The sequence below is a fragment of the Bradyrhizobium sp. B117 genome (assembly GCF_038969555.1).
Lineage (GTDB): Bacteria > Pseudomonadota > Alphaproteobacteria > Rhizobiales > Xanthobacteraceae > Bradyrhizobium.
In genome coordinates this window covers 6,892,967-6,909,631 of the sequence record NZ_CP152414.1, presented here as the reverse complement: position 1 = coordinate 6,909,631, position 16,665 = coordinate 6,892,967, and the positions used below count along the sequence as shown (strand labels likewise).

Sequence of the window (16,665 nt, the reverse complement as noted above, 5' to 3'; positions counted from 1 at the left end):
TCAGGGATGCCGCGAGCGCGTCAGCATGATGCCGACGTCATCGAAGATCGCCGCGATCGGCGCATGCGGCTTGTGTACCGTGATCTTCACGGCGCGAATGCGCGGGAAGTGCGACAGGATGGCATCGGCGACCGCGCCGGCCGCGCCTTCCAGCAGCTTGTAATTGGTGTTCTTGAACGCCGCCGTCGTTGTCGCCACGACTTCGGCATAGGACACCGTGTCGGCGAGCCGGTCGGTGCGGGCAGGCTCCGACAGGTCGGTGTAGAGCTCGAGGTCGATGACGAAACGCTGGCCGACCTCGGTCTCGTGATCCATCACGCCATGGCGGGCATGGATCGACAGGCCGGTGACGAAGATCGTGTCGGTCATTGCTTGCTCTCGATTGCATTGGCGACCCGCAGGGCCTGCAAGGTCTCGGCGACGTCATGGGTCCGGATGATCTTCGCGCCCTTCTGCGCGGCGATGAGATGCGCGGCGATCGAGCCGGCGAGCCGTTCTTTCGGCTCCGAGGGCGAGACCGAGGCGATGAAGCGTTTTCGCGAGGCACCGACGAGGATCGGCAGGCCGAACATGTCGAGCTCGCCGAGGCGCGCCAGCGCCGTCATACTCTGCTCGGCGGTCTTGCCGAAGCCGATACCGGGATCGAGCACGATTTTTTCGCGCGCGATGCCGGCTTTTGCGGCGATATCCAGCGAGCGCAGGAAGAACGCCTTCATGTCCGTGACGATGTCGATGGCGGGATCGACGCTGTCGCGGTTGTGCATGACGATGACGGGGACGCCTCGTGCGGCGATCAGCGGCGCCATGCCGGCATCGCGTTGCAGGCCCCAGACGTCGTTGGCGATCGCCGCGCCCTTATCGAGCGCGAAGGCCACCACCTCCGCCTTCATGCTGTCGATCGACACGGGCACGCCGAGGGCGACGACGCCTGCCAGCACCGGCTTCAGCCGGGCCAGCTCGTCCGCGGCCGTGACGGCCTTCGCGCCCTTGTAGGGCCGGGTGGATTCGGCGCCGATGTCGATGATGTCGACGCCATCGGCGATCATCGCCCGTGCCCGCTCCAGCGCCTGCTCGGGTGCGATGAACTCGCCGCCGTCGGAGAAGGAATCCGGGGTGACGTTGAGCACGCCCATCACCGCCGGAATGGGCCGGCCCACGAGCGTCCGCAGCGCATCGAGCCCGGCCGAGCCGGCCGGCGGGACGGATGGGGAGGGCGAGGCATTCATGCCGCCCGCTTTGCGCGGTCGGGAAGGGGGTGTCAAGACGGGAGGGGGCCTTCGTAGCCCGGGTGGAGCGAAGCGAAATCCGGGTTTCGTGCCGCGCGGCTCATACACCCTCGCTGTCATTGCCCGCGAAAGCGGGCAATCCAGTATTCCGAGGCAGTGCGGTGATACGGAGGAGCTGCGGCGTACTGGATATTCCGCCTTCGCGGGGTATGACGGCGGAGTTGGGGATGCAGCGTTGCTCTATCACCGTCATCCTGACGTGCTCGCCTCTTCGGCGAGCCTCGAAGGATGACGGAGTAAGCAGGCTAATACGTGATCTTCGGCGGCAGCTTCTTGGCCTTGGCGATGATGTCGCCGACCGACTTCTCGGAAGGAAGGATGCGGAGGAGCTTCTTCTTCTCGTTGGCGTCGCGCATGCTCTGGGCGAGCCTTGCCGGATTGCGATAGGCGAGCTCGCGCACGGTGGTGACGCCGGCGGCGCGGACGAGGCCGACCTTGGCCCGGCCCATGCCGGGGATGCGCATGTAGTCGGAGACGTTGGCCCACTCCAGCAACTGCTGCTCGCTGATGCCGGTCTTGGCGGACAGCGCCTTGCGGCCCTTCACAGTCGAGGCGGCCTCGAGCAGAGCGTCGGTCGTGCGGATGCCTTGCGCCTTCAGCTTGGTGGCGGCAAAAGCAGGCAGGCCCTCAATCTCGGAAATCGGATATGTCATGATATTCGATATGAAAAATGTCGCTCAGGCGAACTGGCTGAGGCCCGGCGTCCCCGCAATGATCTTGCCCATCTGATCCGCTCCGATTTTGTCTCGGCCGTAGCGGAAAAGTTCACGGGCGACATTTTGAATCTCGGACATGCCAAGTCCCAGGCCCATCAGGCGCGTGCCGACGGCCATCAGGCCGCCGCCCATCAGCCGCGACAGTCCGCCGCCGCTCCTGGACGCCTCGATCGCGGCCTCCGCGCCGGGAATTTGATCAATCAGGGCCTGCACGCTGTCGGAAGGGCCCTCGTTGCGAAGGAAACCCAGGATAATGCCCACGGTCTTTTCAGCCACAGCACTATCTATGCTGGCGTTTGTCGCCAGCCGCCCGATCAGCTCGTCCATTAGACCCGCCCCTCAACCGGTTGCACGCCGGAGTATTGCTTTCGAAAATGATCTTGAGCCGGTGTGATGTGAAATACAAGCGATGAACGCATGAGACGTTCCGATTCACTCTCGAAGGCGCCAAAAGTGTTGCAACGGTGCAAGTGCGGAGACGGAAACAGCGAAAAAATGCCGCGGTGCGAACGCACCATTCCTACTTTTGGCTGAGGTCGCCGGTATGTTTCCGGCAATGCCGCATGTGCGGGGCGCGTTGAACGGTTTCAAATGGCTCGCGACATGCGATAAACTATGGAACAGGTTCGCTCGGTTTCAATACGCGAAACCCGGCAGAGAGATCAGAGAGATCAGAGAGAATAATGACGGCACAGGACAGCAAGCTCGGCGACACCGACGAGAAAATCTTCGTCGGCAAGGGAGACGAGCAGGCATGGCTGACGCTGGCGCTCGCCAATCGCCACGGCCTCGTCACCGGCGCAACCGGAACCGGAAAGACGGTGACACTGCAGGTCATGGCGGAAGGATTTGCGCGCGCCGGTGTTCCGGTGTTCGCGGCCGACATCAAGGGCGACCTCTCCGGCATCTCCGAGGTCGGCGAGGCCAAGGACTTCATCGTCAAGCGCGCCACCGAGATGGGGCTGACGTTCCAGCCCGACCAGTTCTCGACGGTGTTCTGGGACGTGTTCGGCGAACAGGGCCATCCGGTGCGCGCGACGGTCACGGAAATGGGGCCGCTATTGCTCGCGCGCATGCTCGACCTGAACGACGTGCAGGAAGGCGTGCTCAACGTCGCCTTCCGCGTTGCCGACGACGCCGGCCTGACCCTCATCGACATGAAGGATCTGCGCGCGCTGCTCGACGCCATCGTGCCGGATGCCGGCAAGAAAAGCGCCGATGCCGAGGAAGGCCCGCTCGCCGACATCAAGAAGGCGGCACAGGGTTTTGGCAACGTCACCAAGGCCACCGTCGGCACCATCCAGCGCCAGCTGCTCGTGCTGGAGAACCAGGGCGCCACCAAATTCTTCGGCGAGCCGGCGCTAACGCTGAAGGATTTCATGAAGACTGATCGCGACGGCCGCGGCATGGTCAACATCCTCGTCGCCGACAAGCTGCTCCAGTCTCCACGGCTTTACGCGACATTCCTGCTGTGGATGCTGTCGGAGCTGTTCGAGGAGCTGCCTGAAGCGGGTGACCTGCCAAAGCCGAAACTGGTATTCTTTTTCGACGAGGCGCATCTGCTCTTCAACGACGCGCCGAAGGCGCTGTTGGATAAGATCGAGCAAGTGGTGCGCCTGATCCGCTCCAAGGGCGTCGGCGTCTACTTCGTGACGCAGAACCCGATCGACGTGCCTGATCGCGTGCTGGGACAGCTCGGTAACCGGGTTCAGCATGCGCTGCGCGCCTTCACCCCACGCGATCAGAAAGCGGTCGTCGCAGCGGCCCAGACCTTCCGGCCCAACCCCAAGCTCGATACCGCCAAGGTGATCATGGAGCTCGGCAAGGGCGAGGCGCTAGTGTCCTTCCTCGAAGGCAATGGCACGCCGGCGATGGTCGAGCGTGTGATGATCCGGCCGCCATCGGCCCGCATCGGGCCGATCACGCCGGAAGAGCGCAAGGCGATCATGGATGCAAGCCCGGTGAAGGGCAAATACGACACCGCCGTCGATGCCGAATCGGCGTATGAGATGATCCAGAAGCGCATCGCCGGCACGGCGGCCACGGCGGACGGTTCGGCCGGCGGAGGTGGCGGCATCCTCGGCCAGATCGGCTCGATCGTCGGCACCATCTTCGGCACCAATGTCAAGCGCGGCCGGCTGTCGACTGGTCAGGTCATTGCGCGCGACGTGACGCGATCGGTGACCAACCAGGTGATCGGCGGCATGGCAGCCAATATCGGCAAATCGGTCGCCGGCCAGGTCGGCGGCTCGATCGGCCGCACGCTGGTCCGCGGCGCGCTCGGTGGACTGCTGCGCCGCTAGGCAGGCAAGCTAGGTTTGAGGCAAAACAAGTCCTCATCTGAGCAGCCCGCCAAAGGCGGGCATCTCAAAGGATGGCCGCGGGGAAACTGGCCTCCGCCACTGTCCACAATTTCGGGTGAAGGGGCTCTCCAAGCCTGCCCCAGTCTGCTACGCCCTATCCTTTTGCCGGACTGGACCGCACCGTGACCTCGACCGACCCGCTACCCAAGCCTGATGCGCCGAGACGCCTGTCGCTGCGCTCGCCCCTGGACCTGTTGTTTCTGTTCTGCTGCTTCATCCTGACAGCCGACGTCCTCGGTCCCGAGCTCTTCGGCAGCAACGGCAAGACCAAGGATTATGCGCTCTGGTATTGGGCCGGGCAGCAGGTGCTGCATGGCGGGCCGCTCTATCCCAGCGACGTCCATTACCAGTTCGACTTCATCTATCCGCCGCTGTCCGCGATCTTGCTCGCGATCCCGAGCTGGTTCGGCAAGATCGCGCTCTACACCGTGCTGTCGATCCTGAACGCGCTGGCGTGGTGGTACACCGGGACCCTCTCCAACGTCATGACCGGATCGGGCCGCAAGCCCGGCCCCTGGCTGGAGGCGCTGCCGGTCATCGTCACCGTGACCTTCACGTTCGACATGTTCGACCTCGGCCAGCCGAACCTCGTGCTGCTCGCGATGATGCTGTGGGGCTTCTGGAACTTGCAGCATCAGCGTCCCTGGCTCGCGGGCTTCATGTTCGCGCTCGCGGCCGCCATCAAGGTGTTTCCGATCGCGGTGCTGCCTTATCTGGTCTGGCGGCGGAAATGGGCGGCCGTCGGCGCCATGGTCGCCTTCACCGGCATTCTCCTTTATGTCGTCCCGGCGCCGATCCGCGGCTTCGAGCGCAACGCGGCCGAGCTTGCGACCTGGTATCAGGGCATGGTCGGCTCCAGCTCGGAAAAGGGCTTTGGCCAGCGCGACGAGCAGAACTGGTCGTGGGTCAACCAGTCCATCATTGCGGTAACGCATCGCCTGGTCCGGCCGATCAACTACAATCAGGAGGATCCCAACAAGCCTCCGCGCACGATGAATGTCATCGACGTCGACTACAAGACGGCGAACTGGATCGTGCTGGCGGTGTCGGCTCTGCTCGGACTCGGCTTCGTCGCGGTGATGCCACGGCAAGCGCGGCGCACGGCGCGCTCGGATGCCGAGGAGCTCGGCATCCTGTTTTGCCTGATGACGATTGCCTCGCCTCTGGCGCGGCAATACTACTTCATGTGGCTGTTCTTCCCGATGACGGTGCTCATGCATCGTGCTGCCTTCGACGAACGGGCGAATGTGCGGCTGGGAACCTGGCTTGCGCTGGCCGCTGCTGGCATCCTCCTGCTGCTGGCGCTGCCCTGGTTTCCCAACGCCATCCAGGCCTGGGGCAACAATCTCGTCGCCACCGGCATTCTCGCCGGTAGCCTTGCTTGGCACATCCGCCATCCGCCGGTTGCGGCTGGCTCTGGCGCCGCGTCGGAGCTAAAAGCCAAACCATCTTGAAGAGCCATCTTGAACAGGCATATCGAGCACCCGATGTCTCGGGACTTGCAAGCAGGGAAGACGACCATGGCCAATGCGCAGCTTCAATCCGTGCTCGACCACATCGACAAGGATTTCGACAACAGCCTGGAGCGTCTGTTCTCGCTGTTGCGGATCAAGTCGATCTCGGCGGATCCGGCCTTTGCCGGTGATTGCAAGGCCGCGGCCGAGCATCTCGCCAAGGACATCGCAAGCCTCGGTGTCTCAACCGAAGTGAGGCCGACCGCCGGCCATCCCGCCGTCGTCGGCAAGACCGGAGCCGGCGGCCGGCCGCATGTGATCTTCTACGGCCATTACGACGTGCAGCCGGTCGATCCGATCGACCTCTGGCACAGCCCGCCGTTCGAGCCCGTGGTCACTAACCATGCCGATGGCCGCAAGATCATCGTCGCGCGCGGCGCCGAGGACGACAAGGGCCAGGTCATGACCTTCGTCGAGGCCTGCCGTGCCTGGAAGAAGGTGACGGGCTCGCTGCCGATCGACGTCACTTTCCTGATCGAAGGCGAGGAGGAGGTCGGCTCGAAGAACTTCGTGCCGTTCGTCGAGGCCAACAAGGACGAGTTCAAGGCTGATTACGTGCTGGTCTGCGATACCGGCATGTGGGACCCGGAAACGCCGGCGATCACGACGGCGCTGCGCGGCCTGCTCTATGAAGAGGTGAAGATCACGGCGGCCAATCGCGATCTGCATTCCGGCGTGTTCGGCGGCACGGCGATGAATCCGATCCGGGTGTTGACCAAGATCCTCGGCGGCCTGTTCGACGACGACAACCGCATCACCATTCCCGGCTTCTATGACGGCGTGAAGGATACGCCGCCGGAGATCTTGGAGCAGTGGAAGAAGCTCAACTTCACGCCGGAGTCGTTCCTCAAGCCGGTCGGACTGTCGCTTCCCGCCGGTGAGAAGGGGCGGCTGATGGTCGAGCAGGCCTCCACGCGTCCGACCTGCGACGTCAACGGCATCTGGGGCGGCTATATCGGCGAGGGCTCGAAGACCGTGATCCCGTCGCATGCCTCCGCCAAGGTCTCGTTCCGCCTGGTCCAGGGTCAGGATCCCCAGAAGATCCGCAAGGCCTTCCGCGACTATGTCACCGCGCGGATTCCCGGCGACTGCAAGGTCGAGTTCGGCGACCACTCCGCCGCGCCTGCGGTCGCGCTCGACTGGAACATGAAGCCGCTCGCCGCGGCCAGCAAGGCGCTGGCGGAGGAATGGGGCAAGGAGACCGTACTGATGGGCTCGGGCGCCTCGATCCCGATCGTCGCCGACTTCAAGCGCACGCTTGGCCTCGACTCGCTGCTGGTCGGCTTCGGCCTCGACGACGACAACATCCACTCGCCGAACGAGAAGTACGACCTCCGCAGCTTCCAGAAGGGCATCCGCTCCTGGGCCCGCATCCTCGCCGCACTGGCGGAGGTGAAATAAGACGAGGTGCCGTAGGGTGAGCAAAGGCGCAACGCGCCGTGCCCACGACCTCTCAATAATTACGAAAGAACGTGGGCACGCTCCGCTTTGCCCACCCTACGAGACCTCCAGCCTACGAAGACTCTCTCCTCGTCATTGCGAGCGAAGCGAAGCAATCCAGAATACCTCCGTGGGAACACTCTGGATTGCTTCGTCGCAAGAGCTCCTCGCAATGACGGCGGAGGCACGGGTGACCGCCCCAAAATAAAAACGCCGCCCGGGATTGGGCGGCGTTTCATTCCAAAACGTGCAGAGGTCGTTCGAAAACGATCCTACACCAGATCCGCAGAATCTCAAGACCGGTAGCCCGGAAGCTCGCGGTCGAGCTTGCGCAGCAGCGGCGGCCAGACGAGGTTGGTCGCGCGTAGCTCGGCACGGTCGCGGTTGGCGAGCAGCTCGGTGTTCTTCTCGATCGCGATTTCCTCGACCGGATAGACCGGCGTGCCCAGCGCGCGCGTGCGCACCTGCATCGAGCAGGCGCGCTCGAGGTGATACATGCGCTCGAAGGCGGAAGCGACCGAGCGGCCGACGGTCAGCGTGCCGTGATTGCGCAGCAGCATGTGGTTGTGGTCGCCGAGGTCCTTCTGCAGCCGCGGCCGTTCGTCGTGGTCGAGCGCGATGCCTTCATAGTCGTGATAGGCGAGGTCGTGGGTGACGAGCTGGGCGGTCTGGTTGAGCGGCAAGAGGCCTTCGGCGCTGCTCGACACCGCGGTGCCGTCGAGTGTGTGGAGATGCAACACGCAGATCGCGTCCTCGCGCACTTCGTGGATCGCCGAATGGATGGTGAAGCCCGCCGGGTTGATGCTGTATTCGCTCTCGGTGAGCTGGTTGCCGTGCAGGTCGACCTTGACGAGGCTCGAGGCCGTGATCTCGTCGAACATCAGCCCGTAGGGGTTGATCAGGAAGTGATGGTCGGGGCCGGGCACGCGCGCGGAGATGTGGGTGTCGACCAGATCGTCCCAGCCGTACAGCGCGACGAGGCGATAGCAGGCGGCGAGATTGACCCGTTGCTGCCACTCGGCCTCCGTCATGTTCGACGGCACTTCCTTCAGGCGCGCTTCCGCTGGTGACATGGTCATCTCTCCGAACATCGTTGTTGCGGGGAGGGAGCGTAGTCTTGGTCTGAGCTTGCAGCAAGGCGCGTCAAGAGCGCGGCAGTTCAGCGTAGCCCGCATGGAGCGGGCTGCGCTGGAGAAGATTATTACGGCGCCGGAACCGACAGCAGGCTGGAAATGCTGCGGCCGCGGATGTCGTAGACGCGGGCGAACACGACGTCGTCGCGCTTGATCTCGACCATCACGGGCGCGGTGAGGCCCTTGCAGTAGAACTCGCCGAGCGTCATGGCGAAGTCGGCCGCGTTGGAATCCCAGCCGATGGTGAAGTCGGGGCCGAGCGCGACCTGCGCCGGACGCTGCGGACCGCACACCGCCACCTTCCATTTGCGATTGACCGGCGGCACTTCCTGGCGCTCGACCAGCTGCTCGCGCAGCTCGTCGGAGGCCTGCTTGAGCGCGAGACCCCAATAGTCCAGCATGAAGCGGTCGTCGGCGCCGCGCACGGTGCCGGCGATGTGGTTGAAGTGCGTGTATTGATAGGGATGCAGCCGGATCATCTCGGCGAGCGAGAGCGCAAGGCCAAAGCAGAAGGTCGCGAGCACGACCGGCTGCCAGGTGCGGTGGTTGGCGCGCAGGCGTTCCATGGTCCAGGCGAAGGCGATGCCGCCCAGCACCGCCATCGGCGGGATCACGAACACGAAATGGCGGATGCCGTTGTACAGCGCCGGCCGCTTCACCATCGCGATCGCGAGCGGCAGCGTCGCAGCGAGCGTCAGCATCAACAGGATGGTCTTGCGGCGTGCCGGGACCTCGCGGCGCGGCAGCAGCGCGAAGGTGCTGACCACGGCGCCGCCCATCAGCACCAGCATCACCTCGGGCAGCTGCAGCGCGAACAGCGTCGGCAGATAGGACCAGGGCATGTCGGGCACGGACACGATCGCGCCGTCGAACATCTCCTTCCAGGGCTTCTCGAAGAAGTGCGAGAAATAGGTCAGCGCCTCGAAAGGATTGCCGGGCTCCATGATCGACCACGGCCAGATCAGGCCCATCACGAGATAGCCGAACACGAGGCCGGGCAACAGCACATAGACCACATGGGCGAAGCGGCGCACCGCCTCGCGCAAGCCTTCGTTGCGAAGTTCCTCCAGGAACAGCGGCAGGAAGCCGACCATGGCGTAAACCAGCGAAAGGCCGCCGAGAATGCGCGTGCCGAGCGCAAGGCCGGCCCCCAGGCCGACGATCAGGATCGTGCGCGGCGAAGGCTGCGGATATTCCTCCGCGAGCCGGACGAGGCCGAGCATCAGGATGATCATGGCCACCGCGAAGGGCGCATCCTTCGGGTTCATGAACATGTGGCCGTAGAAGATCGGGCACAGCGCGAGCAGCAAGAGTGAGGCAAGACCTGCAAGGGGCCCGCCGATACGGCGGCCGAGCCGCCACGTCACCGCGAGTCCGATTACGCCGACAACCGCGCCGACCAGGCGTCGCGTCTCGAACAGCTCGAGCGGAATGACCTTGTGCAGGAGGGCCGCGACCATATCGAAGCCGCCGCCATACATATAGAGGTTGGCGAAGGAGAGCGCCGCGGTGTCCTTGAAGCCGGAACCGAACATGCGCAGCAGCAGGTCGGCATATTCAGCGTGGGTGTAGTCGTCCCAGCCGAGCCCGTAGTCGCGGAAGGTCAAGCCTGCGATGACGGCGACCGCGGCCAGCACCAGCATGGCGAGATCGTCGCAAGTCCGTTCGACCGAGCGCCGCAGAGGCGTGTCGATCGCCGAAGTCGTGATGGATGTCATGGCTATTGGTGACCCGGAATCCCCTCTCGGCCCTGCTGGTGCGCGCGGGCCTGTTCCCCGGACTCCGTATAGCGCAGTTCCATTACCAAGTAATTGGGCATTATGGCTAAATTCCTGATGCGACGCAGCAAAACCGGGAACATGAAGCAGTCTAGCAGTAGCGAATCCTAGCTGAAGGGAATGTGAATAAGTCCCTGATTTCCTTCCCTTTAGGAACGCGGCCTACAATTCGCCGTTGGCGTGGAACATAGTATGACGGTATCGTGGCGTAGAGGATGTCGCGTGTGGATGCGCGACCTGGGGTAGGTTCGATGACCTTGGCATTGTTGATCGCGGGCATCGTCGCCGTCGTGGCGGGCCTCCTTGCGGTCGCTTTTGGCTTCACCGTCAGGGAATTCAGCCTCGGCAGCACCCTCATAATCTCGGGCACCATTGGCGTCTGCTCCGGAATGCTACTGGTCGGCCTGCATTTCGTGGTGCTCGAGCTGAGGGCCATCGCGCGCCGGCTGGCGGGATCGGCCGCGCCGTCCGAGGTTCGCGTCAGGCCCGTGCTGCCGGGCCTTGCGATCCCGGGCGCGCCCGCGCCCGAGCCGGCGCTTGCCCCGGCGGCAAGGAGCGAGCCCGCGCCGCCGCTACCTCCAGCCGCAAGCCCGCCGCCCTGGCAGAGCGAAGCCGCCGCACGCGAACGTCCGCGCGCCGAGCCATCGCCGCCGGAGCCGGAAGCTCCGCCCGCAGTTCCCGAAGCGCCGCGCCGGCGCAATTTGTTGTTCGCCTCGACCTCGCGCAAGGAGCGCGAGCGGGCGGAGGCGAAGGCCGCCGAGGGCGCGCCACCGCAGCCGCCTGGAGCGCCCACGGAGGCTCAGGAGACGCCGCCCGCAAGCTTCGACGACGCCTGGCCGAGGCCGGACCGTGGTCGGCCAGGCGAGCCGCCGGCCGCGCCGCGCCGCCCGCCGCCGCCACCGCGCTCGCCATCGAGCTTTGCTGAAGCTGCTCCGTCGTCACCACCACCGCCGCCGCCCGCGCCGGAGCCGCCGGCCGAGGAGGCGCCCGTGACGGTGCTGAAATCCGGCGTCGTCGACGGCATGGCCTATTCGCTCTATTCCGACGGCTCGATCGAAGCGCAGATGCCGGAGGGCATGATGCGTTTTGCCTCGATCGACGAGCTGCGCGCCCATCTCGACCAGCGGGGCTGAGCTCCGCCGCGTCCAAGTAAAGCACTGCCGTACTTGTCTCGTCGTCAGTAATCAGCCCATATTCGTCAGTCGTCTCATTTCAGCCGAACGTATTGTTGACAGGGAATACTTTGGTGGCGTCTCTGCGCAGAGACCAGATTTAGGGAAAGGTCGAGCCCATGTCGGATGCCGGGGCCAAGAATTTCATCGAGCTGACGGCGAGCATCGTGTCGGCCTATGTCGGCAACAATCCGACGCCGGCTGCCGAGATTCCGAACCTGATCAGCCAGGTGCACGGCGCGCTCGTGCGGGTGTCGTCAGGCCGATCCGAGGGGGTGCCGCTCGAGCCGGCCAAGCCGGCGGTGTCGCTGAAGAAGTCGATCGCGCCGGACTATCTGGTGTGCCTCGAGGACGGCAAGCGCTTCAAGTCGCTGAAGCGCCATCTGCGCACGCAGTACAACATGACGCCGGAGCAATACCGCGAGAAATGGGGCCTGCCGGCCGACTATCCCATGGTCGCCCCGAACTACGCGGTGGCGCGCTCGCAACTGGCCAAGCAGATGGGCCTCGGACAGCAGCAGCGGAAGCGGAAGTAGTCCGGCCTCGGACCTCGTAGGGTGGGCAAAGCGAAGCGTGCCCACCGTTCCGAGTGTGATCAATGACAACTGGTGGGCACGGCGCAAGAGCGCCTTTGCCCACCCTACGGCACTTCCTACGACGCTTCCGCCAGTGCCTCTTTCGCGTCGGTCTTGATGCGCTCGACCATCGAGCGAAGGCCGTTGGAACGCTGCGGGGTCAGGTGATCGCGGAAGCCGAACTCGTTGAACACGGCGATCGCGTCGGTATCGAGGATCTGCTGCGGCGTGCGGCCCGAATAGAGCGCGAGCACGATCGCGACCAGGCCGCGCACGATGTGGGCGTCGCTGTCGCCGCGATATTTCAGGACCGGCGCGCCACCATCGCGCTCGACCAGCTTCTGGAGCCAGACCTGGCTGACGCAGCCATTCACCTTGTTCGCGGCGGAGTGCTCGGCCTCCGGCATCGGTTCCAGGGTGCGGCCGAGCTCGATGACGTACCGGTAGCGGTCGTCCCACTCGTCCAGAAGCTCGAAATTGTCCCTGATTTCGTCGATCGTCGTCATATCGGCCCAAAGTTCCTGTTCGAGCCAATATAGGGACGCGAAGAGCCGAAATCGATAGGGTTTGGGGTCTAATTCGCCTGCGACGGGCCGCGCCATTCCAGCGCGAGATCGTCCTGGATCAGGGTGTCGCGCGGCGCCTCGCTCGTCGCAATGTCGCCTTCGCCGGCCAGCGCGATCGAGCCGGTGTGGTCCGGCGCCTTCTTGTTGTAGCTCTTGTTGTCGTTCTTGGCGTCGTTCTTGTCGTTGGTGATCTGCTCTTTCTTGTCGTTGATGATCTGGTAGATCTTCTTCGCGCCGTCCTGGGCGCGCTGGCCGATGATGGTCGCGGCCTGTCCGCCGACCTCGCAGGCCGCCGGCTGGCGCTTGCAGAACTGGCTCATGTCGGACACGGCCGCGGTCGCGGCCTGCACCGCATCGGCGGCGCCGACCTGCGGCAGCTTCTCTGATTCGGGCGTCTTGTCCCGCGGCAGCAGCACGAGCACGAGCCCGAGCCAGAATGTGATGCGGAGCAGAAAGCGCATCTGATCGACCTGTATGTTAGATCCCGCCGCGGCGATGTCCGCGGGCTTGCGACCTAGCAACTCTCGATAAATCGCAAGTGATTGCTTCGAGCTTAATTCGCGGAAAATTGACGCAAAAAACTTCGCGAGGGCGCGGCCTCGTCGATTTCGATTGATGCCGGGACGGAAGCGATCTTTCGGGCTGCCGCATCCACCATTTCGAAACCATGAGCGGGACAATGAAACCCTGTGTTCACCATCCCCGCTGAAGACGTCGTCAAATCGTCTAAAAAGCCCCGTGTTGACACCGTGTACGGCCGCGCGCGGCGCTGCCTTAGCACTCGTTTAAGGTCGCTCTGACACGGTGGCTCAACGACAAGGAGGCGTTCCGGCGCGTCTTTTGACGAGTGAGCCGAAGCGCGAGACCCGTGACAGTTTTGAGTATCATCCGCGATTGTCTCGATGCGCTGCTGCATCCCTCCGCGCGTTACGATGCGCTGACGCGTGCGCGCCATCGTGCCTTCATGGCGCCGCGGCTGCTCGGCAGCCTGGCCGCCTTCGCCGCATTTCCCGTCTATCTTGCCATGCGCGGTGCGCCGAGCGCGATCGAGGTCGCCGCCTTCGCGTGGCTGATCGCGCCCATCCTGTTGTCCTGGTTCCTGTCGCGCACCGGCCGCTACGAAGGCGCGCATGTGCTGTCGTCGCTGGCGCTCGCCGGCCTGATCATGGCGATCGCGGGCACCACCGGCGGCATCGAATCCTTCGCCGCGATCTGGCTGGTCGTGGTTCCCCTTGAAGCTGCGCTCTCGGCCTCGCGCCGCGTCGCCGCCTTCGCCTCACTGCTTGCGCTCTCCTGCGCGGCGCTGCTGATCCTCTTCAGCCAGCTCGGCTGGCTGCCGGCGGGCGACATCAGCGCCGCCGAACGCGGCGTGCTGATGGCTTTCGGCGTCGCATCCGCGACGCTCTATTCCGCGGGCCTCGCGTTCGGCGCCGAGTCGCTCACGCGCACCAGCGTGACGCTGCTGTCGCGCGAGGAGGAGCGCTATCGCCTGCTGGCGCGCAACATGAGCGACGTCATCTCGCGGCATCAGCGCAACGGCGCGGTGCAGTTCATCTCGCCGGCCGTTGAGGCCATGCTCGGCATGCCGGTCGCGCAGCTGCTCGGTCACGGCCTGTTCGACCGCGTCCATGTCGCCGATCGTCCGGCCTATCTTACCGCGCTGTCGGATGCCGCGCGCGGCGACGTGCGCAGCGTCGAGTTCCGGCTGCGGCGCGAGCCCGATGGGGCCGAGCGCGGCCAAGGAAATTATCACGTCGATTTCATCTGGGTCGAGATGCGCTGCCGGCCGCTCGATCAGGATATGAGCGGGGATGTCACGCGCGAGGCCGAGGTCGTCGCGGTGATGCGCGACGTCACCGACCGCAAGCTGTCCGAGCAGGCACTCGACCAGGCCCGCAGCGCCGCCGAGGCGGCCGATGCCGCCAAGACGCGCTTCCTCGCCACCATGAGCCACGAGCTGCGCACGCCGCTCAATGCCATCATCGGCTTCTCCGAGATGATCGCGCAGGAGCAGACCCTGATGCTGGGTGCGGCCCAGCGCAAGGAATACGCAGAGCTCATCAACGCGTCCGGCCAGCATCTGTTGTCGGTCGTCAACGGCATCCTCGACATGTCCAAGATGGAATCGGGCAATTTCGAGATCGCGTCCGAGCCGTTCGCGCCGCGCGCCTCGCTGATGCATTGCTGCAATCTTCTGGCGCTGAAGGCGCGCGAGAACGGCATCGATCTCATCACCGATGCGCCGCAGGATCTGCCCGTGATCACCGGCGATCCGCGCGCCTTCAAGCAGATCGTGCTCAACCTCGTCGCCAACGCCATCAAGTTCACCGAGCGCGACGGCCAGGTCACCGTGACGGCCGCGGCATCAAGCTCGCAGCTCACGCTGCGCATCAGCGACACCGGCGTCGGCATTGCGCCCGACGACCTCAAGCGCATCGGCGCGCCGTTTTTCCAGGCCGGCAAGACCTATCAGCGCCGCCATGAAGGCACCGGCCTTGGACTTTCCATCGTGAAGAGTCTCGTGGCGTTGCATCTCGGCGAATTGACGGTACAAAGCAGGTTAGGCGAGGGCACTGCCGTCACCGTCAAGCTGCCGCTCGTCTACACGCCGCCGCAAGCCACGATCTTCGATGGCAAGCCGTTTGACAGCAAGGTCACGACCTTGACGCCGGTGTTGCGCCAGGAAGCCTACGACCAAATTCACGAAGAAATTCACGAAGACCTCAACGACCAACCCGCTCTGGTGAAGAAAAGTGCCTAAGAAGTCTGCCAAGGACGAAGCCGCTCCGCGCCGCCGTGGCGCCAAGGGTGGGGCCAAGGCTGCGGTCATCGACGTCGAGACCGAGCGCAACCTCGTGATGCGCGTGCTGCTGCACAGCCCGAAGGACACGCTGGCCGGTCTCGTCGCCGTTGCCGCCATCGCCGCGATCGTCGCCAATGCGCTGTTCCTGCAGACCGGCCGCCATCCGGCGCCGATGTTCGGCACCGTGATCAATCTGCCCGTGCCCTCGTCGGTGCCGCTGTCGAATCCGTTGCCGCGTCCGCGTCCCGTCGGCGCCGACACCTCGCCGCTCGAGCCGAGGGCGACGGAGTTTCGCGTCGAGCCCAAGCCCGCCGAAAGAGTTGCCGAGAAGCCTGTGGAGAAGCCGGTCGAGGCAACCGCATCGACGGCGCGCGCGGGCAACGATCCCATGACCAATCTGGTCAAGGCGACGGCCGCGACGCCGTCGTCCGCGATGCGGCCGCCGGCACCGATCCCGCTGCCGCAGAGCCCGGCCGCGCGGCGCATCGCCGGCGTGCAGCGCGCGCTGTCCGAATACGGCTACGGCAATCTGAAGATCACGGGCACGATGGGCGGCGAGACCCAGTCCGCGATCCAGAAGTTCGAGCGCGAGCACAAGATGCCGGTCACGGGACAGGTGTCCGACCGCCTGCTGCGCGAGCTCGCCGCCGTGATCGGCCACCCCGTCGAATAATTGTCGGGGTTGCGCATATCCACGCTCCTGACGGCCCTCGCTGCCGCTGCGCGGGCGGATACTTCATCACAATTGACTTAGGATTATTTTGTAGCTACAAAATAATCTGTGAAGATCGTTTGGGACGAACCGAAGCGCCGGGCCAATCTCGACAAGCACGGGATGGATTTCGCGGATCTCAACGAGACCTTCTTCGACAATGCCTTGGTTTTGGCCACCTATGGCAACCGCTGGCGCGCGATCGGCATTAACATTCGTGGCGTTGTCTCAGTCATCTTCGCGACCCGCGGAGCTGAGGGCGTAAGCATCGTCAGCATGCGCCCTGCCAGCAAGAAAGAAAGGAGGCTCTATGAAGAAAACCGTCGCTAAGAAGGGTTACACCGCGCGGGACATGCGTGCGGTGAGCGACAATCCGGAATGGACCAAGGATGACTTCGCCAGGGCCAAGACTTTCGATGAGGTTTTCCCAGGTATGCGGAAGGGCCGCGGTCCCAATAAAGCACCGACAAAGCGGCAGGTGACCTTGCGCCTAAGTCCCGTGGTGGTCGACCATTTCAAGGCGGAAGGTCCGGGGTGGCAGAGCAGGATCGATAAAGAATTGCTCAAGGTGGTGAAGCGCAAGCGTACTTCCGCGGCGGGTTAGCTC

At 64.4% G+C, this 16,665-nt stretch carries 17 protein-coding genes; 9 read left to right on the top strand and 8 right to left on the bottom strand.

Going from position 1 to position 16,665, the window contains the following annotated elements:
* The 4 genes from folB to AAFG16_RS33565 all read right to left on the bottom strand — a co-directional run bounded on the left by folB (position 1) and on the right by AAFG16_RS33565 (position 2,329).
* Complete coding sequence (gene folB, locus AAFG16_RS33580; RefSeq protein WP_008132622.1) at positions 1-369, bottom strand: dihydroneopterin aldolase; 369 nt, start codon at positions 367-369, stop codon at positions 1-3.
* The gene (gene folP / locus AAFG16_RS33575; protein WP_342732212.1) at positions 366-1,226 is read right to left on the bottom strand and encodes a dihydropteroate synthase; all 861 of its coding nucleotides are present in this window, start codon (positions 1,224-1,226) and stop codon (positions 366-368) included. Before folP ends, folB begins: the two co-directional genes overlap by 4 nt.
* 305 nt (positions 1,227-1,531) lie before the next feature.
* A complete protein-coding gene (locus AAFG16_RS33570) occupies positions 1,532-1,939 on the bottom strand; it encodes a DUF4332 domain-containing protein (RefSeq protein ID WP_342732210.1) in 408 nt (135 codons plus the stop codon).
* A gap of 24 nt (positions 1,940-1,963) precedes the next feature.
* On the bottom strand, positions 1,964-2,329 hold the full coding sequence (locus tag AAFG16_RS33565; RefSeq protein ID WP_084803599.1) for a hypothetical protein: 366 nt from the start codon (positions 2,327-2,329) through the stop codon (positions 1,964-1,966).
* Positions 2,330-2,685: 356 nt separating this feature from the next.
* Between AAFG16_RS33565 and AAFG16_RS33560 the strand changes: the two genes are divergently transcribed.
* The 3 genes from AAFG16_RS33560 to AAFG16_RS33550 all read left to right on the top strand — a co-directional run bounded on the left by AAFG16_RS33560 (position 2,686) and on the right by AAFG16_RS33550 (position 7,280).
* Entirely contained in the window at positions 2,686-4,305 is a 1,620-nt protein-coding gene (locus tag AAFG16_RS33560) for a helicase HerA-like domain-containing protein (protein WP_342732206.1), read from the top strand.
* Between the two features lie 182 nt (positions 4,306-4,487).
* On the top strand, positions 4,488-5,819 hold the full coding sequence (locus AAFG16_RS33555) for a glycosyltransferase family 87 protein (protein ID WP_342732204.1): 1,332 nt from the start codon (positions 4,488-4,490) through the stop codon (positions 5,817-5,819).
* A 66-nt stretch (positions 5,820-5,885) separates the two neighbouring features.
* Positions 5,886-7,280: a M20/M25/M40 family metallo-hydrolase gene (locus tag AAFG16_RS33550; protein WP_283080735.1), complete on the top strand. Its 1,395-nt coding sequence runs from the start codon at positions 5,886-5,888 to the stop codon at positions 7,278-7,280.
* 332 nt (positions 7,281-7,612) lie between these two features.
* On the opposite strand, the gene AAFG16_RS33545 is transcribed toward AAFG16_RS33550, so the two are convergent.
* Both AAFG16_RS33545 and AAFG16_RS33540 read right to left on the bottom strand, forming a co-directional pair.
* On the bottom strand, positions 7,613-8,392 hold the full coding sequence (locus AAFG16_RS33545; protein WP_063690927.1) for a class II aldolase/adducin family protein: 780 nt from the start codon (positions 8,390-8,392) through the stop codon (positions 7,613-7,615).
* Between the two features lie 128 nt (positions 8,393-8,520).
* Positions 8,521-10,170 carry a glycosyltransferase family 39 protein gene (locus AAFG16_RS33540; protein WP_283080734.1) on the bottom strand — a complete coding sequence of 550 codons (1,650 nt, stop codon included), beginning with the start codon at positions 10,168-10,170 and terminating at the stop codon, positions 8,521-8,523.
* A gap of 311 nt (positions 10,171-10,481) precedes the next feature.
* Between AAFG16_RS33540 and AAFG16_RS33535 the strand changes: the two genes are divergently transcribed.
* Both AAFG16_RS33535 and AAFG16_RS33530 read left to right on the top strand, forming a co-directional pair.
* A complete protein-coding gene (locus AAFG16_RS33535) occupies positions 10,482-11,363 on the top strand; it encodes a DUF308 domain-containing protein (protein ID WP_342732199.1) in 882 nt (293 codons plus the stop codon).
* A 158-nt stretch (positions 11,364-11,521) separates the two neighbouring features.
* A complete protein-coding gene (locus AAFG16_RS33530; protein ID WP_283080732.1) occupies positions 11,522-11,938 on the top strand; it encodes a MucR family transcriptional regulator in 417 nt (138 codons plus the stop codon).
* 116 nt (positions 11,939-12,054) lie between these two features.
* Here the strand turns inward: AAFG16_RS33530 and AAFG16_RS33525 are convergent, their stop codons facing one another.
* A complete protein-coding gene (locus AAFG16_RS33525; RefSeq protein WP_027558762.1) occupies positions 12,055-12,483 on the bottom strand; it encodes a SufE family protein in 429 nt (142 codons plus the stop codon).
* Positions 12,484-12,551: 68 nt separating this feature from the next.
* Positions 12,552-13,004: a DUF5330 domain-containing protein gene (locus tag AAFG16_RS33520; protein WP_283080731.1), complete on the bottom strand. Its 453-nt coding sequence runs from the start codon at positions 13,002-13,004 to the stop codon at positions 12,552-12,554.
* A 407-nt stretch (positions 13,005-13,411) separates the two neighbouring features.
* On the opposite strand from AAFG16_RS33520, the gene AAFG16_RS33515 reads away from it, so the two are divergent.
* The 4 genes from AAFG16_RS33515 (at position 13,412) to AAFG16_RS33500 (ending at position 16,662) form a co-directional block, all read left to right on the top strand.
* Positions 13,412-15,304 (top strand): PAS domain-containing sensor histidine kinase, encoded by a 1,893-nt coding sequence (locus AAFG16_RS33515; protein WP_342732195.1) that lies wholly within the window; start codon positions 13,412-13,414, stop codon positions 15,302-15,304.
* Positions 15,297-16,019 (top strand): peptidoglycan-binding protein, encoded by a 723-nt coding sequence (locus AAFG16_RS33510; protein ID WP_283080729.1) that lies wholly within the window; start codon positions 15,297-15,299, stop codon positions 16,017-16,019. The genes AAFG16_RS33515 and AAFG16_RS33510 overlap by 8 nt, the downstream gene beginning before the upstream one ends.
* Before the next feature lie 108 nt (positions 16,020-16,127).
* On the top strand, positions 16,128-16,388 hold the full coding sequence (locus AAFG16_RS33505) for a BrnT family toxin (protein WP_283080728.1): 261 nt from the start codon (positions 16,128-16,130) through the stop codon (positions 16,386-16,388).
* A complete protein-coding gene (locus AAFG16_RS33500; protein ID WP_283080727.1) occupies positions 16,369-16,662 on the top strand; it encodes a BrnA antitoxin family protein in 294 nt (97 codons plus the stop codon). Before AAFG16_RS33505 ends, AAFG16_RS33500 begins: the two co-directional genes overlap by 20 nt.
* Positions 16,663-16,665 lie beyond the last annotated feature (3 nt).